Genomic DNA, 26,433 nt, shown 5'->3' with positions numbered 1-26,433 from the left:
GCATGAATAGAAAGAGGTTTTCACCTCTTTCCATTACTTATTCTGTCTTCCCATGACAATTTTTATATTTCTTACCGCTTCCGCAGTGACATGGTGAGTTTCGCCCAATGTCTACGACTTTACGTACCGGCTTCTTTTTCACTGTCTTCTCCTCATCACCCTCTTGAGGCTGATGAGCAGTTGTTTGGCCTTGAACGACTTCTTCACGTTCTAGGTTGTTTTGAATTTCTGATTTTAAGACATATTTGGCTACATCATCTTCGATTGAAGCAACCATATGCTCAAACATCGCAAATCCTTCCATTTGATACTCACGAAGCGGATTTGTTTGTGCATACGCGCGTAAATGAATCCCTTGACGCAGCTGATCCATTGCATCGATATGATCCATCCACTTTGAATCCACCGCACGAAGAACGATGACTTTTTCAAATTCTCGCATTTGTTCATCGCCATATGTTTCTTCTTTTGCATCGTATTTTTCTTTAATACGATCCATGATGAAGGAGGTGATTTCATCTGCTTCTTTGCCATAAATATCTTTGACCGAAATAGCTCCTTCATCTAAATAGTTCGTGTTGATTAATTCAACAAGCCCATCTAGTTTCCATTCTTCAGGAAGCTCTTCTTTCGGCGTATAAGAACCAACAGCCCGCTCAATTGAAGATTGCATCATATTGATCACAATCGATTTTAAGTTATCAGAATCGATGACTTCAAAGCGCTGTTTGTAAATCACTTCACGCTGCTGACGAAGTACATCGTCATATTGCAGAAGCTGTTTACGGGAATCAAAGTTGTTCCCCTCGACGCGTTTTTGAGATGATTCAACGGCTTTAGACACCATTTTACTTTGGATAGGTGTAGAGTCATCCATGCCAAAGCGGTCAAGCATCGCCATCGTGCGCTCTGCACCAAATCGGCGCATCAATTCATCTTCCATGGAGAGATAGAATTGAGTAATCCCTGGGTCTCCTTGACGACCAGAACGTCCGCGAAGCTGGTTATCAATACGTCGTGATTCATGACGCTCTGTCCCAATCACAGCTAGACCGCCAAGCTCTTTGACGCCTTCGCCAAGCTTGATGTCCGTACCACGACCTGCCATGTTTGTCGCAATGGTGACGGCACCTTTTTGACCAGCCTCTTCAATAATTTGTGCCTCACGCTCATGGTTTTTCGCATTTAACACTTGATGAGGAATCCCTTTATTTTTAAGCAGCTTAGAAATAAGCTCAGATGTCTCAACCGCTACTGTTCCGACAAGAACTGGCTGCCCTGTCATATAGCGCTGCGCAACATCCTCAGCCACTGCTTTAAATTTACCTTCCATTGTGCGGTAAATTAAATCAGGTCTGTCATCACGAACCACTGGTTGATTGGTCGGAATTGTCACAACCTGCATGTTGTAAATGTTACGGAATTCTTCTTCTTCCGTTTTCGCTGTACCAGTCATACCAGATAGCTTTTCATACATACGGAAGTAGTTCTGGAACGTAATCGTTGCAAGGGTCATACTTTCGTTCTGCACTTCGAGACCTTCTTTTGCCTCAATGGCTTGATGCAGACCTTCACTATAACGGCGTCCTTTCATTAAACGTCCTGTAAAAGAGTCAACAATAACGACTTGGCCTTCTTCAACGACATAATCCACATCTTTTTGCATCGCAACATGTGCCTTCAGCGCCTGAGCGATGTGATGGTTCAGCGCAACATGCTTAACATCAAATAAGTTCTCGATGCCGAATGCTTTTTCCGCCTTCGTCATTCCGCTTTCTGTCAGCTGTACACTTTTTGTTTTAATATCATATGTGAAATCATCTTCTATTTTTAATGTACGAACAAATGCATTGGCTTGTACGTAAAGCTTTGTAGATTTCGCAGCTTGTCCAGAAATGATAAGAGGTGTTCTCGCTTCATCAATTAAGATGGAGTCAACCTCATCGATCACGGCATAATGAAGCGGTCTTTGAACCATTTGCTCTTTGTAAAGCACCATGTTATCTCGTAAATAGTCAAAGCCCAGTTCATTGTTTGTTGAATACGTGATATCAGCGGCATACGCTTCTCTTTTTTCATCTTTGTCTAAGCTGTTTAAGTTTAAGCCAACCGTTAAGCCAAGAAATTCAAAAATCTTGCCCATTTCCTCTGCATCACGGCTTGCCAAATATTCGTTGACTGTCACAATGTGGACGCCTTTTCCAGAAAGAGCATTTAAATAAACAGGCATTGTTGATGTCAACGTTTTACCTTCACCTGTTTTCATCTCAGAGATGTTGCCTTCATGAAGCGCGATCCCCCCCATGAGCTGCACCTTAAACGGGTACATTCCTGTCACGCGGCGTGATGCCTCGCGAACCGTTGCAAATGCTTCAACCAACAGGTCATCCACGGATTGTCCTTTTTCAAGTTTTTCTTTAAATTCAATCGTTTTATTTCGTAAAGCCTCGTCAGATAATTTCTCGAAATCTTGTGCGAGAGCTTCGATTTCATTTGCTTTTTTTTCATATTTGCTGATCGTACGCTTCGTAGGATCAAACACTTTGTTTAAGATTCCAAGCATATAATAACGCTCCTCTATTTCATGCAATTTTTCGGCATGTCCAAAAGATTGACAGGTCCATATTTACCTGCATTTATCATACCATACCTTCCTTCATTTCCAAAGAATTTGCAATGATTTCGCACAAAAAACCCGCCCCTTATGAAGGGAACGGGTTTACTTTTTTTAGGTTGTTTTTAGATCAGATTAAGCGTTTGGCTCAATGAGTCCATATTTGCCATCATTTCGGCGATAGACCACATTGGTCAAATTTGTCTCAGCATTTGTGAAGACGAAGAAACTATGACCTAACATGTTCATTTGAAGAATGGCCTCTTCGCTATCCATCGGTTTTAAATTGAATCGTTTTTGTCTGACGATTTCTGTTTCATCAATTTCTTCGTCATCTTGAACAGCTACATCAGCCGTCCCATTTCCTCCAGCAAATAAGTGTTTTTTGGCACCTTGCTCGCGGAATTTACGGTTTACTTTTGTTTTGTGTTTTCGAATTTGACGTTCTAATTTACTGGCTGCTAGGTCTACTGCATTGTACATATCTTCATTATGCACCTCAGCTCGAAGTGCTAGATCAGTCATTGGAATGGTAACCTCAACTTTAGATTCTTGATCATTGTAAAACTTCAAGTTCACGTTGACTGAAGCATCTACGTCTGTTTCAAAATAACGCTCCAGCTTTCCAATTTTTTTCTCGACATGATCTCTTAGTGCAGGTGTTACGTCGATGTTTTCTCCTCTGACATTGTAATTCATGTAAAGAACGCCTCCTTTAAAATTAAGGATATGTAAACCTATTTCTACTTTTCCCTCCTTTTCTCCTGCTCAAACGTAAAAAAAATGTGAATATTCATTGAAATTTGTCGAATTTTGCGGTGCTTCAACTGTTGCTTGATAGGTGATGAATATATATTCGGCTCATTCTTGAAAAAGACCAGCTCACGTTTAAATCGTGAAAGATGAAATGGATGTTTTCAGCGAATGAGATAAGGTTTTTAAATCTTCCGCCGCTGCTTTCATCTCTTCATTTGCCGCCAATGATTCTTCAACAGCAGCAGACATGTACTCCGTCTCTTCTGAATTGCGTTTGGCTCCTTCTTCAATGACCCCAACCGTCTGAGATATTTCCTCTGTACTAGCCGAAATTTGCTCTGCAGTGGCTGAAAGCTCCTCTGCTTTCATCGAAATATCACGAATAGATTCCAGGATTTCATGAAAACTCTGTTCAGACAATTGCGATACTTTCACACCTTCTGCTACATCCTGCTCAACCTTTGTCATCGAGTGTGATGATTTTTCAGTATCTTTGTTCACGTTCGCGAGTAATTGACTAATTTGATCTGTCAGCTGACTAGATTCTTCCGCCAGTTTCCTCACTTCATCTGCTACAACCGCAAAGCCTCTTCCATGTTCTCCTGCTCTTGCCGCTTCAATAGCAGCATTTAAAGCAAGCAAATTCGTTTGGTCAGCAATGGCATGGATATGACCTAACAAATCTTCAATGCCAGTAAACTGGGTTTGTACATGAGCCATTGTGGAATGGTGTTCATTCACAGACGCTTTTATAGAGTTCATTTGTTTTACAAATTGCTGAATAAGTGCTGCACCCTCTTCAGCCTTTTCAGTCACTGAAATTGAGTGACCCGAAACATCGGATGTATGTTCAGCTGCATTTTGCATACCAGTCGAGACTTCTTGAATCGCAGAAGCTACTTTTCCGACCGCGTCTGATTGTTCACGTGAAGCTTCACCGACCTGTTCAATCGAACTAGACGTCTGCTCACTTGCCGATATTGTTTGATGAATGGTTTCCTCAAACTGAGCAGCAGAATCAGCTAATTGTCTTGATCCATTTTGCACCTGTAAAATGAGTTGACGTAAATGAGTCGTCATTTGATTAAAAGCGGTACCGAGTTGGCCAATCTCATTTTTAGAGGTCACTTCAATCTCTTCAAGTGTAAGATCACCATCTGCCATCCTTCTCGCGGCATTTGTGACAGAAACAATCGGCTTTGTCATACGATGAACGAATCTTGTCCCAATCACCAAAAAGCCAACAATAATGACCGCACTGACTAGAATGAGTGTGAATAATAATTTGTTACTGTCTTGATTGAGTTGATTGATTTTCTGGTCACGTTGCTTCAACTGGGTTTGAGCAAATTCTTTTGTAAAGGTATGTATTTCTTGTTCGATAGGCTGTAATTCTTGACTGAGGCGGGTGTTGAATTCTTTTTGATTTTGCATATTCAATGAATTAAATAGTCGGTTCGTTGAGGTGTAGTAAAGATAATTTTTTTCTGAGATTTGATCTAATAGATTTTTTGCTTGTTTGACAGCGCTCATTTTTGAAGCTTCAGTTGTTTTCTTATTAATCTCTTCATATGTTTGCTCAATTTTCTGTAAATTTTCAGCATCTTGCACGACAACATAGGTTTTGATTTGCGCTTCCTGCTTTTGCAAAAGCGCCTCTAATTCCAGTGAGGTCTGATAAAGCTTCACTTCTTTGCTGAGAAGCGTCTTGTAGGATTGATCTGTTTTGTAATAGATAAAGCTTGAGAACCCTAAAATACTGACAAACAATACACATATGACAATAAGCCCAAACAAAAATTGATTTTTTAGTCTCATAATTTCCTCCGAATGGTCTGAATTGAACAAAAATTAATGAATGACATACGGCCTCATACAGGCATGTATTTCATCCATCCACTTTCTATATTCAGGTATAAAATATGATGTAAGGAATGATTGGAAGTGTATTGAAGGGAATGTATAGAAAGCTAGTATATCAAAACTTAAAAAAATTTGATCAAACGAACGAATCGTTTTGGCAAAGTGCTCATTTTCTATAATTGAAAGCAGAAGGGGATGTGTTGTCTCTAAATGAAAGAAGGCATGGATCAGATCATTAAAGATCCGATCCCCTTCAGTTTTAGCAAAATCCTTCTCAATTTCATCTAAATATTTTAGACTCTCTTCTATCGTATATAGAAGTTCATAATATGTGGTTAATAAAATATAGTCATCTGAACGATACGCCACAGGTCTCACCTAATTATTTCCGTTTATCGTAATATACGCCGTCACTCGTCATAGGCTGGTATGGATTTTGATAATTCAGCTGTTTTGTTTTCTTTCTTTGAATGGCTTGAATATCTGCTCTTATCCCATTTTGGATCACAGTTAATTGCTTCGCCATCTGTTGATCTGTTTGGATGATTTCTTTGATTTTCTCTTTTTCTTGATCCGTCAGCTCATGCTGAATATCTCTCATTAATTCGTCTCTCTCAATTAAAAAGGCATCAAAATCTTCAACCAAGGTGTCACTTTGTGGATTTGCCGCTATTTCGGCTGCCATTTTTAATGTTCGGTCATACAGCTGGTCCACAATACTCATAGAGATCCCCCGATAGAGTGGTGGCGCCCTTTTCGATCGGTTTGAATAACTTCCTTCCATGCATCACGAAAATCAGTTACGTATTGCTCTACTTCATTCAACATCTCTTCGTCATTTTGAAGATTGGCTTCAATCAGTCTGCGATAAATGTAATCATACATACTTGCCATACTCTTTGATACGTCATAAGAACGATTTAAGGTAACATTTAATTCTTGAATGATGTTTTGAGCCTTTTTCAGGTTCACATTTCTCGTTTCTGCATCCTCTTTTTGAATGGCATACTTCGCTAGTCTAATGAACTTTAAGCAGCCTTCATAAAGCATAAGCGTCAACTCGGCAGGTGTTGCAGTCTCAATAGAATTTTTCTGATAGGCGGCATAAGGGTTCTGTATTGCCATATGTTATAAACCTCCAATTATTGTCCAAGCAGTTGAGAAAGATAGCCAGATTGGTTGTTTAGCTTTTGAATCGCGCTATCCATGGCATTAAACTTTTTGTAGTAGCGGGCTTCCACCATTTTTAAACGATCTTGGAATGTACCCATTCGTTTTGTTAAAGAATCAAGGTCCTTACCAAGTCCGTATTCCTTTAATTCCATCGTTGTGCTGCCAGCCTTTGTTTGAATGCTCTTCGAGAAGGCTGATAAGGAATTTTTGATACGATGAATGATTCCTTGTTCTTGATATTGTTGCTGCGCTTTGTCTTTATCTTTTGAATCCACATTTAGCGAACCTGACATAAATATTTGACTGATCTTCTGTGGGTCTTCTTCAATGGCTTTTCTTAGTTTCGGTTCATCAATGACAAGCTTACCGCCATCTTTATATTTATCTGAAGTGGCAATTCCGATTTGTGTCATGTGAATTCTATTCCCATCACTTGTCGTAATATCAGCATAAAAATCACTTCTTATTTTAGAGGCACCACCTCGTAAAATGGAATCACTTCTCAGCAAGCCAGACTTCGCTGTCGTTTCCCATAGCTCCACTTCTTTGTCAGACATTGCTTTTTTCTCTTCAGCTGTTAAAGGATGATAGTCCCTATTTCTTTTTTCATTGACTTTGCCATTGACCTGCTCAACAAGTTCATTGTATTTATCAACAAATTGTTTAATTTTATCAAAGATTGTATCGACATCTGTTGAAACGTTTAAGCTGACAGGCTTATCGGTTGTCCCTTTAAGCTCGTACGTAATACCAGCTTGCTCAAATGTATTGTTGTTATTTTCCATTTTCAGACCATTAATCTCGTATTGTGCTTTTTGCCCTTGAGTGGTCGCAACTAATTTGTTATCTCCATCCACTTGGAAGCCTAATTGAGTGAAGAATGAAGCTGAATTACCATCAGCTGCTTTAATACTGACACCTTCTCCCGTTGTCCGTGAAGTGAGAGCGACCGTATCGACATAGTTTGATCCGTCAAAGATCTGTCCTTTGTAAGCCGTCACACCTAATTGCGAGTTGTTCAGCTTTTTCACGATGTCATCAATTGTATCGGTATCAGAAGTATTGATCGTCACCGTTTTCGGTTTTGTCGAATCTGGTGTCGTCACTTCGAATGTAAACGTGCCATTTGTTGGTGTAAATCCAGATGTACCAGATGATCTGAAGACGGAAGCTGTCGCTAATTGGGTGACATTGATTGAGCCAGAGGCAGCATTTGTTGATCCAGTTGCTGTGACAGCAGATTCATTTGAGCTTGTCACCTTTTTTGCGCCATATGTACTTGGACGCGTTAAGTTTAAACTGTTGATCAAATCATCTAATTCTTTGACTTTCGAGTTCACCTCGCGATAGCTGTCTCTTTGCCATTCAAGTGTTTGTTTCTGGCGTGTCATTTTATCAAGTGGTGCTTGCTCAGTTTTCATTAGCTTTGATACGATTTCATCAATATCAAACACATTTGAAAATCCAGTAATTCGATTGACCATTTTTTATGTTCTCCCTTCACTTACATTCTTTTATCTACAAATAAACCGACAATTTCTGTCATTGCCGCATAGAAATCAAGCCATTCCTTGGAAGGAATTTCTCTAATGACTTCTTCTGTTTGGTTATCTACGACTTTGACATAATATTCATTGAGTTTTTCATGTAATTCAAATTGCAGATGAAATTGAGTGGGTTCAATCAGCTTGTTTGCTCCTTGAAGCGTTTTTTCAATTTCTTCTTTTGAAACGACCTTGCCATTTGCTTGTAAATCAGAGTTTACATTGTCATTCTGGTTATTAGAAACACGGGTTTGAAATGCATCGATAATTGGCTCTAGCGATGTCAACTTACCAACAGACATAGTTATTCAGCTCCTGTGCTTTAATCTATCTTTTATATCGGCTTTGAATTTTCAAATTAAATATAGATGGACCGATTTGTTAAAGTTTCATATAGATGGTGAACATCCACACAGAAACGTGGAGAAGGATAGCTGAATCAGATAAAAAAATCCTCACTTTTTTTGTGAGGATAATTGAGAGAGGAGATCTACAGATAAACTCGCAGCACGACTGTTCTCTTCTTGAATAGACAGGTACACTTCTTTTCTATGAATATCAATGTGCTTAGGAGCCTCAATCCCGATTTTCACTTGATCGCCTTCGATTGAAATAATCTTGACTTCAATATCATCGCCAATTTGAATCGACTGGTTTAATTTACGCGAGAGAACTAACATGAGGATGCCACCTCTAACAAATGTTTTGTATGATAGGCTGAATCATGCAAAATCACCTGCTTGGCTTTCATGTTTTTCCGGTTCACAATAATAGGCGCTCTTAAATTGGCTGTCGTTTTTTCAATAGAAGATTCCATTGTTAAGATCACCATGACTTCCACATCATTGGCATCTTCTACTTCTAGAATATCTACGACCGTTTCGTCTAGATCGAATTCATATTGATTGAAGAATAAAAACGGACTGCTGACAATAAAGCCTAACTCTGCGTTTTTCAATGATTGAAGAACTAAAAATGGAGACTCTTCTGATAAAGGTAAAATGACAAACTGTTGTTGATCTAGAAATCCTGGTATTCCATTAGAGAAGTTGATGATTTGCTCCTCTTTGATTGTCATTTCACCATGATATTTTGTTTGAATGATCATAATTCACGACCTTTTTCATTTTTCTTAACTATACCTTATCACCATTTTGGCCCGTTTCGTCAACTTCTATTTTTAAATCTGGGTATTGTAACATATCAATATTGACCTTACCTGGCTGGTAGTTAACGATTGGTTTATGAGGCGTTGCCTCTATAATAGCTTTTTGAGGCTCCACATCAATTTGAAGCTCAGATGGCTGATAGTGAATTTTGACACTAAAGAATGAAGGGATCACACCAATGGTGAATTGTTTGGCTGGAGGGGTGCCATTGATTTTGGCAAACTCGGCAATTGCATTCCCACCATTCTCGATCTTGATGAGTTCACTGCCTTCTTCCGCTCTTCGGCCCATTCCCTCTCCAACAGCACGTTTCCCCTCAGCTGCCCATTCCTCAGATCGTCTAAAAATCGACTTGATATCCATATCGGCAAATGCTTCGGTTTGATCTATTGTTAATTTTGACGGTGTCCTTGTCATATTCATGACGGCTCTGGGCTGCTGAATCTCAAGGTCTGCTCTTGGCTGCTCTACTTCTTGCCGAGAAGGAGTTGTCGACATTTGCAGCTTTGCATAGGTTTGTTGCATTAACAATCTAGGGATTTGCATATAGGTACACCTCCATGATGCAAAAAAGCACCCAACGGATGCTTTTTATTATCTTAAGAAATCGACAAGGGATGGCTGAATAACTTTAGCCGTCGTTGCTAAAGCAGCTCTATTCACAACCTCTTGTTGAAGAAGATCAATAATTGCTTTTTCACTTTCTACATCTTCATTATCTGATTTGGCATTTTTCAGTACTTCGAATTGTGAAGTCAAGCGACTGCCTACTAAGTCAACACGATTTGAACGGGCTCCTAGGTCCGAGCGCTCAGCACTCATCACTTCTTTAAACTGATCGATACTTCCTAACGCATCATCAGAATTTGCGAACGTTCCATTTTTCAATGAGTTTTCTAAATCCGTCAGCATTTCAATGACATTTTGACCGCTGGCAGACTGTCCACCAAACGCTGAAATTGGATTTGAGTTCACATTTAAAGTGATACCATCAGAAATGTTCGACTTAACGGCATTTGCATCTGTATAGTTTTCAAAGTTAAACGTAAACGTACCATCTGCGTTCTCGACAACTGGTTTGACATTTGTATTCGTTCCATTAAATACGAATTTACCTAACATCTGAGTGTTCATTGCGTCAATGATTTGTTTCTTCATCTGGCCAATTTCCACTCCGATAGCTGCTAAATCTTCTGGCTGCTTTGTTCCGTTAGCCGCATCAAGCACTTTATCTCGTACATTTGACATAATATCAATGATTTCAGTGACACTTGTTTCAGATGTATCAATCCAGTTTTGTGCTTCATTTAAGTTTTTTTGATATTGTTCATTTCGAAACATTGCTGTGCTATATTGAAGGCTTTTTACTGCTGCAACGGGATCATCAGACGTTTTTGTGAAACGTCTCCCTGTTTGTGCTTGCTCATTTATTTTAGAAAGTTTTTCATAACTTTTACTAATATTACGAAGTGAGTTTTGAGAAATCATACCTTGTGTGACTCGCATCAGCTATACCTACCTTCCTACGACACCCATGCCGTTTATTACTTTATCCAATATTTCATCTTGTAATGTCACAACTCTCGCAGCTGCATTATATGCATGCTGAAATTGGATCATATTCGTCATTTCTTCATCAATGGAAACAGCACTCGTCGACATTCTACGTTCATTGGCTGAATTGACAAGAGCGGCTGAACTGCTTTCTAGCGTCATGTTCTTTTTCCCTTGAATCCCCATCTCAGCAATGACATTTTGGTAGTAATCCTGGATCGTCGTTGTATTGCCGCCGATTGGTAACTTTAAGTCTTGTATATTTGCTAATTTTGTAGCATTCGAACCGTCACCTTTTGTTTGATTGAGAGATGCTGCAATATTATCTGTTGATGCTAAAATGACATCACTCACTTTGATACGAGCTGCTAAGCCTTTATTCAATTCATTGTTATTCTCAATATCAAAGAAGTCTTGTCCACTTGTGCCATTTAACGTGTACCCCTGCTTATGCACATCGTTAAATGTATCCATAAATACTTGTGCTACTTCATCCAGCTCTGCAAGCATATCCGGATACATGCCTTTTTCAGCACCATTTGACATGTAACCATAAGCCTCAACAAGTGCTTTTACTTTACCATTCACTTGAAGCTGATCTGCTGCAATGGTTGTTGTTCCGAATTGAAGTGAGTTAACAAGTCCCGTTGTGTTATCATAGGAGATTTGCAGTTCAGATTTTTCGCTCGTAATGCCATTCAAAATCGTTCCAGCAGATTGTCCATTTGCACCGATAATGTCGATGTTGACAGTTCCTTCAGCAATTTTGAGTGCATTCCCGCCAGATGGATTATAGCTCACTTTAATATCAACAAGTGAGGATAATTGATCTACCAACGCATCACGCGTATCATATAGATCATTTGGAAGATACCCGTTTGGTTCAACTGCTGCAATTTGTTTGTTCACTTCATCTATTTGAGATAAAATCGTGTTCACATTTTTGGCTGTTGAATCGAGTTCTGTTTTTAAATTCTTTTGTATCGTTGTTAAAGACGAATTAAGTAGACGGAATTGATCTACTAAAGCCTGTGCACTTGTTTTAACAACTGTACGCGCAGACGCTGTATCGGCATTTTTTGTTTCGGATAGGACCTGTAATGATTTCCAAAGGTTATCAAAAGCTCTGTTTAAGCCTTCATCCGTCAAATCATTCATAACTCCCTCCATTTGCGAAAGGGCATCAGATTTTGTTGAGTAGTAAGACAAGTTATTGTTATGATCTCTGAATTGCAGATCTAAAAAGCTGTCTCGAATTCTTTCAACGGTTCCAACTTGAACTCCTGTCCCCATTTGGCCATACGTCTTGCCGTCATAAACTGAAATGACTGGATAAGGATTATCTGCTTTAAAGGTAACTCTTTGTCTTGAGTAGCCATCTGTATTTGCATTGGAGACGTTGTTTGATGTGACATAAAGCCCTGCACGCTGGGCTGTGATTCCTCTTTTTGCCGTTTCTAGACCCATGAATGTAGAACCCATTGGTATCCTCCTTGTTTACGCCTTTGAATCAAACAAAGCCCTCTGCTGTTTAGGCTTTGAACTCTCAAGACCATTTTGTCCGTAATTCATATTTTCTTTATTAGGGTTAACGAGATCGAATGTCAGTGAAATAAATTGAAGCGACTGCTGAATGAGCTGTTTGTTCAGTTCATTTACATCTTTCAGTTCCACCATGATGTCATTTAATTTGTCATATAACGAAATGAGCTCTTCTTGATCCGAACCTTCAGCCTTTTCGATACACGCGGTGATGGTTGGCGGTTCATCACTTTGTAAAAATTGAACTGTGGCTTCAATTCGTTTTTCTTCTAATTGAGAAATGGCTTGAATATATTTTTGCTCTAAATTCAGAACCTCTGAAAGAGCATCAATCTCATTGCTTTTCAGCATTTCTGTTTTATCCTTCGACAGCTTCAAAAGCTGTTCATGCAATCCATAGAGACGATGCAGCTCTTCAATGATTATTTTAACTGACATTCACGCTACTCCCTTTTGTTATTGTTGTTTATAAAAATTCAGCATTTTATCAGCAATGCCTTTTGTATCTACTTGATATGTTCCGGCTTCAATGCTTTTTTTAATTTGGTCTATTTTATCTTGGCGTTCTTTCATGATATTCGGCACCTTTTGCATTTCGATTGCCTTTTTAGAAATTTCGACTTTATCAGTTGATTTTGCTTGATTTGATTGCAACGTTTGTTTCTCATATGTTTTCTTGTAAGGATTTACTGGTTGTGTTCCATATCGATTAATTTTCACGGGATTCCTCTCGCTTTCCGTTACAGTCTGTCTTGATTCTATCCATTTTATCGACCAAACTGCAACTTAGTTTAGGGAATCAATCGTTTTTAGGATTAATGGCATAATAGGTGTCTTTTTTCCTAGATTCAATCTCCCTTTTACGCTCTTCTTCTTGATTCATTTGACTCATTTGCGAATGAATATCCTGTTCACATTGGCTGCACAGCTTGTTTTTTCTGATCGGTTGGCCACATCTTTCACAAGGATAGTTGATATTCGGAAATTGACTAATTTGAAGTCTTTTCAAACGGATAAATTTCAAGATTAATTCTTCAGCAACTTCTGTTGCATCTACTATTTCAGCAATGGTTGATTGTCTATTACTTTGCTTTCGCAAGAATTTATAAACGATATCAAAAGAACGTTCTTCTTCTTCGAAGCATTTGTTACAAACCGTTTGGATGGTGGTTTTTAAAAATAGCTGATTACATTGTGGACAGTTTGCCAATTGATTCATAACCAAAACCCCTTACGTTATTTTCTCTTCTTATTATCGGTTAATTATCCTGAATTTTAACTACGGATCAACGTAAAAGAGGAAACACTTTTGGCACCTGCTTCTTTTAAAATTCTTGCCGCATCATAAATGGTGGCCCCCGTTGTATAGATGTCGTCAATTAAGATAACATCCCTTTGAACGATCGCATCTGTCTGCTTGATTTGAAACATTCTTTTTTGATCTAAACGTTCATTTTTCTTTTTCTTAGACTGCTTGCTTTGATGTATTTTCACAAGCGGCTGCAGGATCGGCTGACCAATCAAGGAAGCAAGTATGACTGACTGATTAAACCCTCTTTCCTTTAGCCTTTCTTTACTTAAAGGAATCGGGATCAGCACAGGTTCTTTAATTGAAAAGGAGCGCTTAAATACTGCTTGGACATCTTGTTTAAAAAGCTCAGCTAAAGCTGTATCACCTCGAAATTTAAAGCGGGAAAGGACATCTTTCATCAAATCGTTGTAAGCATAAACAGACCTATTTTTCACAAGTACTGTAGTAGAATCAGATCGTTCTTTCCACCTGAAACAGTCTTGACATAATTGATCATTCGACTGTGCTCTCCCACAAGCTGGACAAATCGGGCGTTGAATTTTTTCTAGGTGATGCTTACATGCTATACATAGATGATCATCATTTAATAGAAGTAATGATTTCCATGTAAAAGCAGCGACAAAATGCCCCTCACAAATTAGGCAGATCAATTGTTATCCTTATTTATCGGCAGACGATTTTCGCATCTTGGAAATGTGGTGACCTTTGAAGCAGCTTCTGTCAGAATGACCAGCATGGCCGTATTCTTCTGTTTATCCACCATCTCGGATTTACTGTAAGATATTTTATCGATATCTGTTATATACTGAGGCTTCACTTGATTTAGTGAAATCGCTAATACATCTTCTATACACTTTTCACAGTGACAAATCATGTTTAATTGGTTGAGATATTGATAGAGGATTTCCTTGAGTAGTATTTCTTTTGCATTGAGTAGCATATTTGTCTCTCCTGCCATTTGTGTATTGTGAATATAAATGTACCATGAAATTTAGTTGGACCCACATTATTTTTCAGAAAACTCTTTTGCAGCTGTATCATTCATTTTTACGATATGCTTCTTTGCTTGTTTCATACTTCTCGTTAAACCAAAATGAAAAAAGATTACATCTCCTTTAAAAAAATCGGGATGTCTACCTGCTCTACCAGAAATCTGAACAAGTGCACTCTCTGTAAAGATAGTAGATTCCGCACCTAGTACCCCCACTTGAACATTTGGAATGGTAACGCCTCTTTCTAGAATGGTGGTTGTAACTAGTACATCGTATTTATAATCTCTGAAGTGCTGGACCTTTTGTTTCCTGTCTGGATCATCAGCAGACACCCCCTCCACATTTAAGCGGTGTTCTCTAAGGACCTTCGTTATCTTCTTCATGGTCGAAATAGAAGGAACAAAAAGTAAAATCCTTCTCTTCTTTGTGATATGTTTCTGCATCCAATTCATTACTTTAGGTGGGAGCTGGTTCTTTTTTAATTTCTTCTTCCAATGTCCAATCCATTGAAAGGACGGGACAGGTAACGGTTGTTGGTGAAAGCGCAGAGGAATTTTTATGGCTTCTAGTTGTCCACGAGATACATCTCTTTTCATTTTCTTAGAGGGCGTCGCACTTAAATAAACCCTAACCCCTTTCTTTCTCATTGCCTTTAAAACAGCAAATTGGAGACGTTCATCGATTGAATAAGGAAAGGCGTCGACTTCATCTATAATAAGCACATCAAATGCAAGTTTGTATCTCATCAACTGATGAGTTGTGGCGATCACTAGCGGTGCTATTTGGAACCTTTGAGGACTTCCTCCATAAAGAACAGCTATTTTCATTCCTTGAAATGCTTTTTTAAGCCGCGGCTCTAGTTCAAGGACAACATCTGTTCTAGGTGTCGCAATGCAGACGCTCATTCCTTGATGTAAGGCATATTCAATTCCGTGAAAAAGCACCTCTGTTTTCCCTGCCCCGCAAACTGCCCAGATGAGTAGATCAAATTTGTTTTTTATCGCTTCGATCAATTTTTCTGACGCCCTTTTTTGTCCTTTAGACAGGTTTCCCTGCCATGTTAATTCCGTATGACATGTTTCTTCCATTTGTGGACCCGTCCATTCATAAAGAAAGCCACATTCCGTTGTTTTCCCCATCATGATGCATGATCTACAGTACACACAATCTTTTTGACACATGTCACACGGAGTGTGGGCAAAGTACCGCTTTTTTGATACACCACATCTACAGCAAGTAAGACCATTTGCTTTCCTCTCAATAGCAGGTGTTCGGATGACTAACCCTTTCTCCACCAGCCAATCCAAATCGGACTGTGAGCATCTTGTTTCAGCGGTAAGCAGGTGGCGTGACTGCAGTTGCTGCCTTAGTTCCATTGCTTTGTCCATGTTCAATTTCACCAAACACCTTTCAACTGATGTTTGCCTATTATGCGCAAAGACATGACCTTTCGTCCAACAGCTAAAATAGAAAAACAAAACCCCTTTTCTATTAGAAAAGAGGTTTTTTAAGATTTATCTAATCACCCAGCCAAGAGCTATAGAGCCTTCGCCTAGATGAGTGCCAATCACGGCACCAAAGTAGCTTTTATAAAATTCAACATGAGGATACTTTTCTGATAAGTGCGCAATTAAGTCGTCTGCTTCTTCTTCTCTATTACCATGTATCAGTGTTGCTCTCATCGGGACACCACGTGATGCATCTTCGTCAAATAATTCAAAAATACGTGAAATGGCTTTTTTCCGTGTACGAATCTTCTCAAAAGGGACAATTAGCTTGTTGTCAAAATGCAGTATAGGCTTTACCTTTAAGAGGCTCCCAATAAAAGCCTGAGCACCATTTAATCTGCCGCCTCTTTGTAAATGAGTTAAATCGTCTACCATAAAATAAGCTCTCTGATTCTCTTTCAGATAATTGAGATGGGCTAACACTTCTTCTAGAGAAGCACCACCTTGGATTTTTTCAGCAGCTTCTATCGCATAAAAACCTTGCGCCATACAGCTAGTTTCTGTATCAAACGGATAAATATCAATCCCGTCAACTAGGTCATTTGCTGAGGCTGCACTATTATATGTTCCACTAATTCCGCTTGAAAGGTGAATACTAATCACGGCATCGTATGTTTCACTTAGTTTTTCATATAATTCTATTAACTCACCGAAAGCAGGCTGAGAGGTGGTTGGAAGGTCTTTATGCTTTTTGACTTCTTCATAATATGTCTTCCAATCCATTTCTATTTCTTCACGGTATGATTCGTTGCCAAAAATGACATTAAGAGGGATCATATGAATATGATGTTTATCACGCAGTTCTTGTGGTATATAAGCAGTACTGTCTGTTACAACGGCTATTTTCATTCTTAAATACCTTCCTTATCCGTTAAGTTGCTCTTTTTTATTTTCAAAGAATGATCATTGTTATTCATTAGATTTATAATAGTAATCAAAAAAGCCTGCCTAATCAATAGGCAAGCCCGTTATATCCGAAAAAGACTCCTTATCTACCTATCATTTCTCTCCAATTAACATGTGAGAGAACCAAAAACAGGCGAAAAAGGAGTACTTGTCCGGAACATTATCTCATTTCTACCCAGCCGTTTTTAATTGCTACAACAACAGCTTGTGTACGGTCGTTTACATTCATTTTTTGTAAAATGTTACTCACGTGGTTTTTGACTGTTTTCTCACTAATAAAGAGCGACTCACCAATTCCTCTATTGCTCTTTCCGTCAGCTAACATTTGAAGAACTTCGCACTCACGTCTCGTTAAGATATGAAGTGGTCTGCGAATTTCAGGATATACCTCGTGCTGCGGATGTGCTGAAACGCCACTAGTCGCTAGGCGTCGGAATTCATTTACTAAGTTATGAGTAACTTTCGGATGTAAATAAGATCCTCCGTCAGCTACGACTTTCACTGCTTCAATGAGCGTGTCTGCATCCATTTCTTTTAACAGGTAGCCTCTTGCCCCTGTTTTCAATGCATGTGTCACATAGTTTTCATCGTCATGAATAGATAGAATAATGACTTTTGATTCGGGATAAAGCTCAACTAGCTGCTTTGTAGCCTCTACACCATTTACATTCGGCATATTAATGTCCATAATGACAACATCCGGATGATAGTGTTCTACGATACGTGCAGCTTCGTCACCGTCGTCTCCTTCTGCAACTACTTCAAAAGTAGGTTCAAAATCTAAAATCCGTTTGACACCTTCACGGAATAATTGGTGATCATCAATAATTACAATATTTACTTTAGTCACAAGCTACGCCTCCCCATGTTTATTGTTCTACACCTGAACTTTATGGTCAATATGTCTTTTGTCTCTATTTTACAATTTTATTTTGCAATGTTAATGGCACGCGAATCATGATGAATGTCCCTAGACCTATTTTTGAGTCTATGGTCATTTTACCTTCCAGTAAGTCTACGCGTTCTTTCATGCCAAGTAAACCGAAGGATTTGTTTTTGTTTGTTTTCACATCTTTCATATCAAAGCCTTTTCCATCGTCTTTGATAATTAACGTGACAAAGTCTTTCGTCACTTCTACTTTTACAGAGATTTCTTCAGCTTCGGAATGCTTTAGTGAATTTGTGACAGCTTCTTGGGCTAGTCTAAACAGTGCCACTTCAAATTGAGAAGCAATTCTTTCGCTTTCTGTATCCCCTAGGCATTGGAACGTAATCTTGGTTTTTCCATCATACTCTTCGATTGTGTTTAAATATTTTCTTAGCGTCGGAATGAGACCCAAATCATCTAAAGCCATTGGTCTTAAATCATAAATGATTCTTCTCACTTCGTACAGAGCATTTCGCACATTCTGTCTGAGACTTCTAATTTCTTTAAAGCCTTCTTCTGTCCCACGGTCTCTGAAAATCCGTTCAATTAATTCGGAACGCATCATCACGTTTGCCAGCATCTGGGCCGGACCGTCATGAATTTCCCGGGACACCCTTTTGCGTTCTTCTTCTTGGGCTTCAATAATTCTTAGTCCAAAATCTTGTTTTGCCTGAGCATCTTCAAGTAACACGCCAACTTGGCGTAAGTCCTGATTGAGATAGTTGAGAACAACTGTGATCTGACTCACAAGCGTTTCAGAGCGTTCAATGACGTCTTGCAGGCTTAACAATCGTCTTTCCAGATCGTCTCTTCTTTCTCTCAGCTGCTTTTCGCGCTGCTGGATCATGGTGAGTTCCACTTGTAGATTATGTGCTTTTTCGTAGGCCTCCCGTATTTCTTCTTCGCTAAATTTGTTGAAGTTTCTGCTGACCTCAGATAAGCGATTTCTAGCATGTCTCGTATGGACTTCGAGTTTATCCCCAAAATCAATTACTTCGTTTACTTGCTGCTTGATTTGCTTCAGCTCTTCTACTAGGCTTTCATATTGTTGACGGGACTGTTCGCCTATCCTAAATACTTCGTCCTTGCTGCCATCAACTGTACTTAGCATTTTCATGATGATTGAATCCAATAATTTCGGATCCATTTTAGGTGTTGTCATGGCTTTTCCCTCCCGTAACAGTGATGTCATCTTTTTTTATTATAAATGTCATTGATCTGCATTTTATGTCGAATTATAATGAAAGAATGCGTATAAATCATGAAGTTTTTATGACGACCCTTTTTCCGCCCCTATCATCATAACAAAATACGCTGTAAAATTCTAAAATCAATGCAAATTTTCTCTAGTCTTACAATTTGCTTGTCAGGAGGGTAAGTCTTTTGCTGAATCGCTATCTTACAGTAAAAAGTCGTGGCGAGCATGAGATCGTCATTGAAAAATCACGTTTTATTTGTCATATACAGCGTGCTGTCTCAGAAGAAGAAGCACAAGCATTTATACAATCCATTAAAAAACAACATTGGAATGCCACACATAATTGTTCTGCCTATCTCATTGGAGAACATGACCTGATTCAAAAAGCGAATGATGATGGTGAACCAAGCGGTACAGCAGGTGTGCCAATGCTTGAAGTGTTAAAAAAACGGAAGCTGAAAGATACAGTCGTAGTGGTCACTCGTTATTTCGGCGGTATTAAGCTAGGCGCCGGTGGATTGATTCGTGCCTACGGAAAATCTGTATCAGAAGCCATCAACCATGTTGGTATGGTAGAACGCTGTTTAATGCGTACGATGCACACAACAATAGATTATACATGGCTTGGAAAGGTAGAGAATGAGCTTAGAGCCTCATCTTTTCAGCTAAAAGAAATTCATTATGCAGAAGATGTTATTTTTGAGACGTATGTAGAAGAAACACAAACAGAGCAGTTCATTGAATGGATGACTGAGCTGACAAATGGAAAGAGTGTTACAAAAGAAGGCGAACTGATTTATTTAGAAAAGGACATTGGTCCGATAAAGGAGACAGATGAATGGCACAACGAGTAAGAGTGCGTGTACGAAAGAAAAAGAGTAAGAAGAAGAAAATTTTCAAACGTATCCTGGTCTTATTTTTACTTCTTATCATCTGCATGGGCGGATTTGCAGTATATAAAATAGTCAATACACTTCAGGCTGCTGACAAAACATATGATGAGCTAGACCGAGGAGAGAAATCGAAGCTTCGTGATGCGGTCATTGATATTAAGAAGAAACCTTTCTCTGTACTATTTGTCGGAATTGAGGATTATGCCACAGATGGTGATCATGGCCGTTCAGATTCACTCATTGTCGCAACGATTAACCCTCAAGACAAAACGATGAAAATGGTTAGTATCCCTCGTGACACACGCGTACAGCTTGCAAGTGACACGACAGGAAATAAAGAAAAGATCAATGCAGCATTTGCTAAAGGTGGAAAAGACGAGACGATTGAAACTGTCGAACAATTCTTGCATATTCCGATTGATAAATATGCAACCGTTGATTTTGACGGATTCAAGGATGTTATTGATGAAGTCGGCGGAATTGATATCGATGTTCCATTTGACTTCAATGAAAAAAGTGATGTGAAAAAATCGAAAAAGATTTACTTCAAAAAAGGCAATATGCATTTAAACGGGGAAGAAGCACTTGCTTACGCGCGGATGAGAAAACAAGATCCACGAGGTGATTTCGGACGTAATGATCGTCAGAAACAAATTTTACGCGCAATGATTGATCAAATGTCGAAGGCAAATAACATTGCGAACGTCGATAATATCGCTAAAGAAGTAAGTGATCACATTACAACCAACTTCCGTATCACAGAAGGTCTTGCGCTTCAGCAAATCTACAGCGGATTTAAAGGAAACGACACAGAAACACTTTCTATTAAAGGAACAGACCTTTATTTAGGACCAAATCGAACGTATTACTTTGAGCCAGATCAAACCAATCTAGCTAACGTACAAAATGAATTACGGACGCATTTAAAGCTTCCTGCTGAATCCTCGAGTGAAACAGATTCACAAACCAATCCACCCTCTGGTGAAACAGGGTCAAGTGATACAACTAATCCTTCGACCAGCACACCAGGACAATAATAAAAACAGCCCAGTTCCTAGGAACGGGCTGTTTTTTATTGTCTTTTCACCATTCGTTTATAGAATTTCGTAAATGGTTTGAACTCTTCGTTGACCAAACCCGTGACTTCCGCAATCACTTGCATAAACATTACCAGTAAAAAGATAATGATGAGCGATAACCAAATGGTGGCGCTTGTCAGCAAAATCGCACTTAAGCTAAAGACTAAGCCAATCATGTAAATCACGATAACCGCCATGCGATGGGACAAGCCAAAGGCCATTAGTCTATGATGAATATGGGATTTGTCCGGCGCTGAAATCGGCTGTTTGTTTAATATGCGTCTAATGATTGCAAAGGTCGTATCAAATATAGGAACACCTAGAATGATCACAGGGACAACGACGCTAAACAAAGTGACACTTTTGTATAACCCTAAAAGTGACAGCACCGAGATCATATACCCTAAAAATAGCGAACCGGTATCCCCCATAAAAATCTTCGCTGGATGAAAGTTGTAAAAGAGAAAGCCGATCGTACTGCCAATGACGACAAGAGATAAAGAAAGAATCAGAATCTTATCAGCAGAAAATGCCATCACTGCAATCGTTGATAAACCGATGACGGAAATACCGGCAGCTAGTCCATCAAGACCGTCAATTAAATTAATGGCATTTGTGATGCCGACAATCCATAGCACGGTGAGGGGATATGCCATCCAGCCTAACTCAATTCGATCTGTTAAAAAAGGAACAGAGAAAAAATCCATTTTTAAGCCTGTGCTCACAATCAAACAAGCAACAAGAACTTGTACGAGAAATTTAAATTTTGCACTTAAATTATATTTATCATCAAATATACCTAAAATGACGATGAGTACGGCACCAACTGAAATTGCTGTAATTTTATTATGTAGAAACAGCCCGCCTGCTAATGCTCCAGCCGCTACCCCAATAAAAATTGCCAAACCACCCATTCGAGGCATTACTTTATCATGAACTTTTCGTTTATTCGGCTGGTCCACTGCACCAATCTTAATTGCAAACTTTTTGACGATTGGTGTCACAATTAAAACTGTAGCCAGAGAGACAAAAAACGCTAATAAGGCGCGTTCGTAATCCATAGGTCAGTCTCCTTCTAAATTGAAATCTGTATTTTGTATATTGGCCGCTCTTTCCATTATACAATTGAATAGAGGAGGATCACAACCTCCCCCGGTGATGAAACAAATAAAAACGCACAATCCCGAATGAATTATGCGTTTTCTTTAATATTCGTTAGTTCCACCATGTTTGTGAACAGCGCGTGCCAATCTTTTTTCATTGCACGGCTTTGTCTTAGATGTCTATAGGTCGTGTCGTCTTTTTTGCTGATCACTTTCAGGCAGGCTTCTACGAAGAGCGCAGGATCATCGCCCTCTAAATATTCATACACATCCTTCTCTTTTAGCCTTTCCGTTGACGGGAGATTTAAACCGACAACCGGTATTCCAGCTGCTAAAAATTCATAAAGCTTGAGAGGGAACACCGCTTGATTGTAAGGGGATTGTTTGTATGGCATCATGCCTACATCTATCAGCTTCATATAAGCAGGTACTTCTTCTGGTGCAACAGCTCCTGTCCAAATCACATTTGGCAGTTTGAGTGCATGCTGAAAAGATGGATCTCCATTCGTTCCATCCGGACCGACAAATAAAAATGTCCAATCAGGCCGCATGCGAGCAGCTTCAGCCATCATGTCAAAATCGAGCTTTGGCTTGATTCCTCCGATAAAACCAAGCACAGTTCCTTCTCTTCCTTCCAGCACATCTTCTTTACACGGAAGATTGCTTTTCGCAAATACATCGTACTCGACGCCATTTTCCACAGTAAACACATCTTTCGGTTCTCCCATAAGACGTTTTTTGATTTGATCGTGTAAATATTGAGAAGAGCATGTAATGCTGTGTGCGTATTTAATGATTCGATTTTCTGCTTTGACAATGACACGCTGCCTCATATAAGAAAGAATGTTGTGTTTGCCGCTTATCGGCTCTCCCCACAGGTCACTGCAATCATAGACAATGTGTTTCCATTCAAATAAGGAAGATAAGAGCGGAAAGCCCGGAAACGTATACCATAAACAAACAGCAATCCCCTTCTTTTCCTCCATCCGCAAATGCTCAAGAAGAGGGGACAATTTATGAATATAGAACATGTCTTGATATCGGCCAAAGCGAAATAATTTACTCTTGAGCACATCAGGAATGGCCAATTGCTTCATTCGATCTGTTATGGGCTGAAAGGGAGCTGTATGACGAGATGATGACGGGCATACCCAGATGACCTCTTTCGTTTCCGGATCAGATGCTAAAAATTCGGCCAACCGATGCCGTCTGTACCTCAGTCCGTCCTGTCCCCATTCTCCCGTCGCTACGACAACATGTATGATCGAGTCTGCTTTCACCTTTATCACCTTTTTTCCCTTCTGTTTATAAGCGCTTCTTCACAGCATTTGTCGCATAGTGCATAAAACACCAGGACGCTTTGACAAAATGAAGCTGCTCAATTTCTCTGTAGACAAACCACGTTTTTTTCGCTGCTTTCCACTTGTTGCTAGAGATGGAGTTTCCAACGATGCGATATTCACTGAGCGGTTCGCTCATACCATAGGCTGTAAATCCTCTTTTTAATATAGACAGCCATGTAGCTAAATCCTGCCTTGTGCGAATGTTCGGCATTTCCACATGTCCTACCTTTTGAAGATCAAGCATGACCGTTAAACAGCCGATAATGGTATTTTTCAAGGCTTCATTATAATCTAATCTCGCTGGCGCAGTGACGGTTTTTTCTAACGGTTCTCCATTTTCTGCAATGATGTCATATGCCGTAAATGTAAAGGCATAATCATTTGTCAGCATGAAGTCTACCTGTTTTTCAAGCTTCGTCTCTTTCCACTTATCATCGCTGTCTAAAAAAGCAATAAAGCGCCCTTTTGCCTGGTTGATGGCTGCGTTTCTAGCAATGGCAGCTCCCCCATTTTCCTCTAAATAAATGACGTTGATTCTGTCGTCCGCTTGACTTAAATCCCCTAATAGCTTTCTCGTTCCATCTGTAGAACAATCATCTGCAATGATCAGCTCCCAATTGGAATAGGTTTGGGCAAGGACGGAATGAACTGTATCCGTTAAATAACGTTCCGCATTATACGCCGGTGTAATGATGGATACTAACGGTTGATTGTTCACCTAAGACTCATCTCCAGTTCATCATTAAGATTCTTTGAACACTTCGGGTAAGACCACAAACATGAGCGAGATGCTAAAGCCAATGACAAGCCCAAGCAGTGCACGTTTTTTGGCTGACATGCCTTTATTGCCCTCATCAAGTACTTGTGCAGGATCGACAATCTTTGCCTGCTTCATTCCAAGCTTTGTCGACTCCAATTCATATAAGAATCGTTCTTTATCGACTTTGGAATCATTGCTGACAGATTCGTCTTCAAGAGCAGCTAATCTACTTTCAATCACCTGCTGCCTTTTTGTAAATAATGCTTTGTCTTGCTTAAGAAATGTATCCGACACCTGCTTCACGACAGCCAAAGCGCGATCCTTATTGGCATCTGTGAAAGACAGCTGTAATTGTGTATCTGATTGATTGGTAAGGATGAGACGGGTTTTCACATCCTGCCTTTCTTCTTCTTTGACATCACTGAGTGCTTCATTTAGAAATGCATCGCTTTTTAATAGAGATGTCACTTCTGCCATATTGTTATACACCCCATCATCATATTTACCAAGAGTGAGGGTAACAGCAGCTGTGTAACTGGACTGCTGCGTAGTTCCTTTAGCAAAAAAGAAACCAAAGGCGCCTAATATGACAGGCAGCAGGATGAGCCATACGATGTACTTTTTGATTCGCTTCCCTATCCTAGATATGAAACCAGACATGTTCATTCTCCCAACATTGACGTATTTGCTCTTTCACTAGTGTAGCCATACACACGGTTTACCATAGCTTGAGTCGTTGTTTATTTTTCAACATATTCACCGCTGCGATCACCAGTCCTAAAAATACCCAGTGGAAATATAAATTCGAGACGGAGCTAGGACTGATACTTGAAACGAGAAAGCTCAGCATGGCTGCAAACAACCCCTCAATGATCATTTTTGCCGATCTTGTGTCAGCCCATTGGTATTGTTTGTACAGTGTGAACATGAGATAGGCGTATACTGAGATATAGCCCAGCATGACTGCAAACCCAAAGTTCGTCATCAATTCCAGCAGCCAATTGTGCACTTCTACGACCTGGTCTGTATCAAAGATCGAAAAGTGAGCTAAGTAGTAAGACACATTCCCCGCTCCAACCCCGAATCCGTATGAATTCGTAAAGAAGTGCCAAGCATTTTTGATCAAATTCGCTCTCGCGATGTTAGACGGGAGTGGTTCACTAAAAGAATGTGCGACCTGAGAAGCGAGAAACAAGTCATAAAAAACCGAATAAATCTTGGCTGAAAAGACAGCGATACCGATGACTACAAGTCCGCTTGCTGCAATGATTGACCACTTTTTGAGAAATCGCGGCAGCAGCAGCCATACATAGACCGCCACTCCTGCAAATATGCCAAGCAGACTGGCTCGGGATTCGGTTAACAAAATGAGATACAGTGCGGCGATTGCCCCTAATAATCCAAACGCTTTGATATAACCGTTTTTCATTTGACGCATGCACGCTAGATATAAAAAGAAACTAGTCGATAAAAACGTCGCAAAGTCATTTTGATTAAAAAAGACAGATGTAGGATAGTGCTGTTTATACGCTGGTCCTAGATACAATGAGGTATTCGGTAAATGGTTCAATGTAAAGTGATTATAGAAACCAATCCCCATCACAAACACAGTCATGACCAGCCAAATGCTATAAAAGGTCACCACTTGATCCATTCGCTGAATGAACATGACGACAAGAAAGACAAACCCCATCCCCATTGCAAGCAGGGACATATATTTCAGGCCGTCTGTGACCGAATGAGCCCAAAGCAGTGAGATGAGCCCGTAAAGAAACCATGCAGCGAAAAAACCAAGAATTCCTTTGACACGAATCTGCTGCCACTGCGATATGTACGTCCCCTTATCTCTCATCCGCCATATGAATAAAGCAAAGACGGCGATAAGCATAATACGGTAGAGAAAAAGACTAAAGAATCCGGCACTAATAGAAAAGAAAGCGTTGTTGAGAAAAGTCAATGCAATCAAAAGATAGATGGCTGACATGAAGATTTGCTCACCATTCATGTATAGCTTCATCAACACGAGAGCAGCCGACAGGATCAAAAGTATAACCGGAACAGCCACCATCTTCTTTAACCCGACGGGCTGGGCGGTTGCCATTTGTACAAGCCCGATCCCTGCTGCAAACAAAATACATCCAATCATGATTTGCCATGCTGTTTGTTTCACACTCATACCCATTTTCCTCCTAAGCA

General features: G+C 39.6%; 29 protein-coding genes. 2 read left to right on the top strand and 27 right to left on the bottom strand.

The features are described from left to right. Positions 1 to 37: 37 nt before the first annotated feature. The 22 genes from secA to degS all read right to left on the bottom strand — a co-directional run bounded on the left by secA (position 38) and on the right by degS (position 19,023). Positions 38 to 2,563 carry a preprotein translocase subunit SecA gene (secA, locus tag C6347_RS02705; protein ID WP_106030560.1) on the bottom strand — a complete coding sequence of 842 codons (2,526 nt, stop codon included), beginning with the start codon at positions 2,561 to 2,563 and terminating at the stop codon, positions 38 to 40. A gap of 186 nt (positions 2,564 to 2,749) precedes the next feature. Further along, positions 2,750 to 3,313, bottom strand: a complete 564-nt coding sequence (gene hpf, locus C6347_RS02700; protein WP_003213481.1) for a ribosome hibernation-promoting factor, HPF/YfiA family — start codon at positions 3,311 to 3,313, stop codon at positions 2,750 to 2,752. 189 nt (positions 3,314 to 3,502) lie between these two features. After that, complete coding sequence (locus C6347_RS02695; protein ID WP_066031685.1) at positions 3,503 to 5,188, bottom strand: methyl-accepting chemotaxis protein; 1,686 nt, start codon at positions 5,186 to 5,188, stop codon at positions 3,503 to 3,505. A gap of 33 nt (positions 5,189 to 5,221) precedes the next feature. After that, positions 5,222 to 5,602: a DUF8042 domain-containing protein gene (locus tag C6347_RS02690; RefSeq protein WP_034660137.1), complete on the bottom strand. Its 381-nt coding sequence runs from the start codon at positions 5,600 to 5,602 to the stop codon at positions 5,222 to 5,224. Positions 5,603 to 5,615: 13 nt separating this feature from the next. Next, complete coding sequence (gene fliT / locus C6347_RS02685; RefSeq protein WP_060597386.1) at positions 5,616 to 5,957, bottom strand: flagella biosynthesis regulatory protein FliT; 342 nt, start codon at positions 5,955 to 5,957, stop codon at positions 5,616 to 5,618. Beyond that, the gene (fliS, locus tag C6347_RS02680; RefSeq protein WP_058013567.1) at positions 5,954 to 6,358 is read right to left on the bottom strand and encodes a flagellar export chaperone FliS; all 405 of its coding nucleotides are present in this window, start codon (positions 6,356 to 6,358) and stop codon (positions 5,954 to 5,956) included. The genes fliT and fliS overlap by 4 nt, the downstream gene beginning before the upstream one ends. A 17-nt stretch (positions 6,359 to 6,375) precedes the next feature. Then, entirely contained in the window at positions 6,376 to 7,890 is a 1,515-nt protein-coding gene (locus tag C6347_RS02675) for a flagellar hook-associated protein 2 (RefSeq protein WP_060597388.1), read from the bottom strand. A gap of 20 nt (positions 7,891 to 7,910) precedes the next feature. After that, positions 7,911 to 8,252, bottom strand: a complete 342-nt coding sequence (gene flaG / locus C6347_RS02670) for a flagellar protein FlaG (RefSeq protein ID WP_060597391.1) — start codon at positions 8,250 to 8,252, stop codon at positions 7,911 to 7,913. A gap of 153 nt (positions 8,253 to 8,405) precedes the next feature. Next, positions 8,406 to 8,630: a carbon storage regulator CsrA gene (gene csrA, locus C6347_RS02665; RefSeq protein ID WP_003212955.1), complete on the bottom strand. Its 225-nt coding sequence runs from the start codon at positions 8,628 to 8,630 to the stop codon at positions 8,406 to 8,408. Continuing rightward, positions 8,624 to 9,058: a flagellar assembly protein FliW gene (gene fliW / locus C6347_RS02660; protein ID WP_034660142.1), complete on the bottom strand. Its 435-nt coding sequence runs from the start codon at positions 9,056 to 9,058 to the stop codon at positions 8,624 to 8,626. The genes csrA and fliW overlap by 7 nt, the downstream gene beginning before the upstream one ends. 28 nt (positions 9,059 to 9,086) lie before the next feature. Next, the gene (locus C6347_RS02655) at positions 9,087 to 9,665 is read right to left on the bottom strand and encodes a DUF6470 family protein (protein WP_034660143.1); all 579 of its coding nucleotides are present in this window, start codon (positions 9,663 to 9,665) and stop codon (positions 9,087 to 9,089) included. A 48-nt stretch (positions 9,666 to 9,713) separates the two neighbouring features. Then, positions 9,714 to 10,625, bottom strand: coding sequence for a flagellar hook-associated protein FlgL (gene flgL / locus C6347_RS02650; RefSeq protein ID WP_066031682.1), 912 nt, complete (start codon positions 10,623 to 10,625; stop codon positions 9,714 to 9,716). A gap of 9 nt (positions 10,626 to 10,634) precedes the next feature. Beyond that, complete coding sequence (gene flgK / locus C6347_RS02645; RefSeq protein WP_060597394.1) at positions 10,635 to 12,155, bottom strand: flagellar hook-associated protein FlgK; 1,521 nt, start codon at positions 12,153 to 12,155, stop codon at positions 10,635 to 10,637. Positions 12,156 to 12,170: 15 nt separating this feature from the next. Then, a complete protein-coding gene (locus C6347_RS02640; protein ID WP_034660146.1) occupies positions 12,171 to 12,653 on the bottom strand; it encodes a flagellar protein FlgN in 483 nt (160 codons plus the stop codon). A gap of 18 nt (positions 12,654 to 12,671) precedes the next feature. Then, positions 12,672 to 12,935 carry a flagellar biosynthesis anti-sigma factor FlgM gene (gene flgM, locus C6347_RS02635; protein ID WP_003213252.1) on the bottom strand — a complete coding sequence of 88 codons (264 nt, stop codon included), beginning with the start codon at positions 12,933 to 12,935 and terminating at the stop codon, positions 12,672 to 12,674. A gap of 79 nt (positions 12,936 to 13,014) precedes the next feature. Then, positions 13,015 to 13,434 carry a TIGR03826 family flagellar region protein gene (locus C6347_RS02630; RefSeq protein WP_060597396.1) on the bottom strand — a complete coding sequence of 140 codons (420 nt, stop codon included), beginning with the start codon at positions 13,432 to 13,434 and terminating at the stop codon, positions 13,015 to 13,017. A 56-nt stretch (positions 13,435 to 13,490) separates the two neighbouring features. Next, positions 13,491 to 14,177 carry a ComFC family protein gene (locus C6347_RS19145; RefSeq protein WP_181185426.1) on the bottom strand — a complete coding sequence of 229 codons (687 nt, stop codon included), beginning with the start codon at positions 14,175 to 14,177 and terminating at the stop codon, positions 13,491 to 13,493. Then, complete coding sequence (comFB, locus tag C6347_RS02620; RefSeq protein ID WP_060597398.1) at positions 14,174 to 14,467, bottom strand: late competence protein ComFB; 294 nt, start codon at positions 14,465 to 14,467, stop codon at positions 14,174 to 14,176. The genes C6347_RS19145 and comFB overlap by 4 nt, the downstream gene beginning before the upstream one ends. 66 nt (positions 14,468 to 14,533) lie before the next feature. Continuing rightward, positions 14,534 to 15,913 carry an ATP-dependent helicase ComFA gene (locus tag C6347_RS02615; RefSeq protein WP_142393300.1) on the bottom strand — a complete coding sequence of 460 codons (1,380 nt, stop codon included), beginning with the start codon at positions 15,911 to 15,913 and terminating at the stop codon, positions 14,534 to 14,536. A 120-nt stretch (positions 15,914 to 16,033) separates the two neighbouring features. Next, a complete protein-coding gene (locus C6347_RS02610; protein ID WP_034660152.1) occupies positions 16,034 to 16,876 on the bottom strand; it encodes a DegV family protein in 843 nt (280 codons plus the stop codon). 217 nt (positions 16,877 to 17,093) lie between these two features. Continuing rightward, positions 17,094 to 17,783 (bottom strand): two-component system response regulator DegU, encoded by a 690-nt coding sequence (degU, locus tag C6347_RS02605; protein WP_008348273.1) that lies wholly within the window; start codon positions 17,781 to 17,783, stop codon positions 17,094 to 17,096. A 64-nt stretch (positions 17,784 to 17,847) separates the two neighbouring features. Continuing rightward, entirely contained in the window at positions 17,848 to 19,023 is a 1,176-nt protein-coding gene (gene degS / locus C6347_RS02600) for a two-component sensor histidine kinase DegS (protein WP_003213166.1), read from the bottom strand. Positions 19,024 to 19,244: 221 nt separating this feature from the next. On the opposite strand from degS, the gene C6347_RS02595 reads away from it, so the two are divergent. Both C6347_RS02595 and C6347_RS02590 read left to right on the top strand, forming a co-directional pair. Next, positions 19,245 to 19,913 carry a YigZ family protein gene (locus tag C6347_RS02595; RefSeq protein WP_012011434.1) on the top strand — a complete coding sequence of 223 codons (669 nt, stop codon included), beginning with the start codon at positions 19,245 to 19,247 and terminating at the stop codon, positions 19,911 to 19,913. Beyond that, complete coding sequence (locus C6347_RS02590) at positions 19,898 to 20,989, top strand: LCP family protein (protein ID WP_060597401.1); 1,092 nt, start codon at positions 19,898 to 19,900, stop codon at positions 20,987 to 20,989. The genes C6347_RS02595 and C6347_RS02590 overlap by 16 nt, the downstream gene beginning before the upstream one ends. Positions 20,990 to 21,024: 35 nt before the next feature. Here the strand turns inward: C6347_RS02590 and C6347_RS02585 are convergent, their stop codons facing one another. The 5 genes from C6347_RS02585 to tuaE form a co-directional block, all read right to left on the bottom strand. Continuing rightward, positions 21,025 to 22,092, bottom strand: coding sequence for a glycosyltransferase family 4 protein (locus tag C6347_RS02585; RefSeq protein ID WP_034660156.1), 1,068 nt, complete (start codon positions 22,090 to 22,092; stop codon positions 21,025 to 21,027). A gap of 131 nt (positions 22,093 to 22,223) precedes the next feature. Continuing rightward, positions 22,224 to 23,420: a teichuronic acid biosynthesis protein TuaH gene (tuaH, locus tag C6347_RS02580; protein ID WP_066031804.1), complete on the bottom strand. Its 1,197-nt coding sequence runs from the start codon at positions 23,418 to 23,420 to the stop codon at positions 22,224 to 22,226. Between the two features lie 19 nt (positions 23,421 to 23,439). Continuing rightward, entirely contained in the window at positions 23,440 to 24,195 is a 756-nt protein-coding gene (gene tuaG, locus C6347_RS02575) for a teichuronic acid biosynthesis protein TuaG (RefSeq protein ID WP_060597403.1), read from the bottom strand. Positions 24,196 to 24,219: 24 nt separating this feature from the next. Further along, complete coding sequence (gene tuaF, locus C6347_RS02570; protein ID WP_060597405.1) at positions 24,220 to 24,897, bottom strand: teichuronic acid biosynthesis protein TuaF; 678 nt, start codon at positions 24,895 to 24,897, stop codon at positions 24,220 to 24,222. A 58-nt stretch (positions 24,898 to 24,955) separates the two neighbouring features. Continuing rightward, positions 24,956 to 26,413 (bottom strand): teichuronic acid biosynthesis protein TuaE, encoded by a 1,458-nt coding sequence (gene tuaE / locus C6347_RS02565; protein ID WP_106071366.1) that lies wholly within the window; start codon positions 26,411 to 26,413, stop codon positions 24,956 to 24,958. Between the last annotated feature and the right edge of the window lie 20 nt (positions 26,414 to 26,433).

The organism is Bacillus sp. NMTD17, assembly GCF_002998735.1.
Classification (GTDB): domain Bacteria; phylum Bacillota; class Bacilli; order Bacillales; family Bacillaceae; genus Bacillus.
Note: the sequence above shows the minus strand (reverse complement) of the source record. Positions and strands in the feature narration are given on the sequence as shown.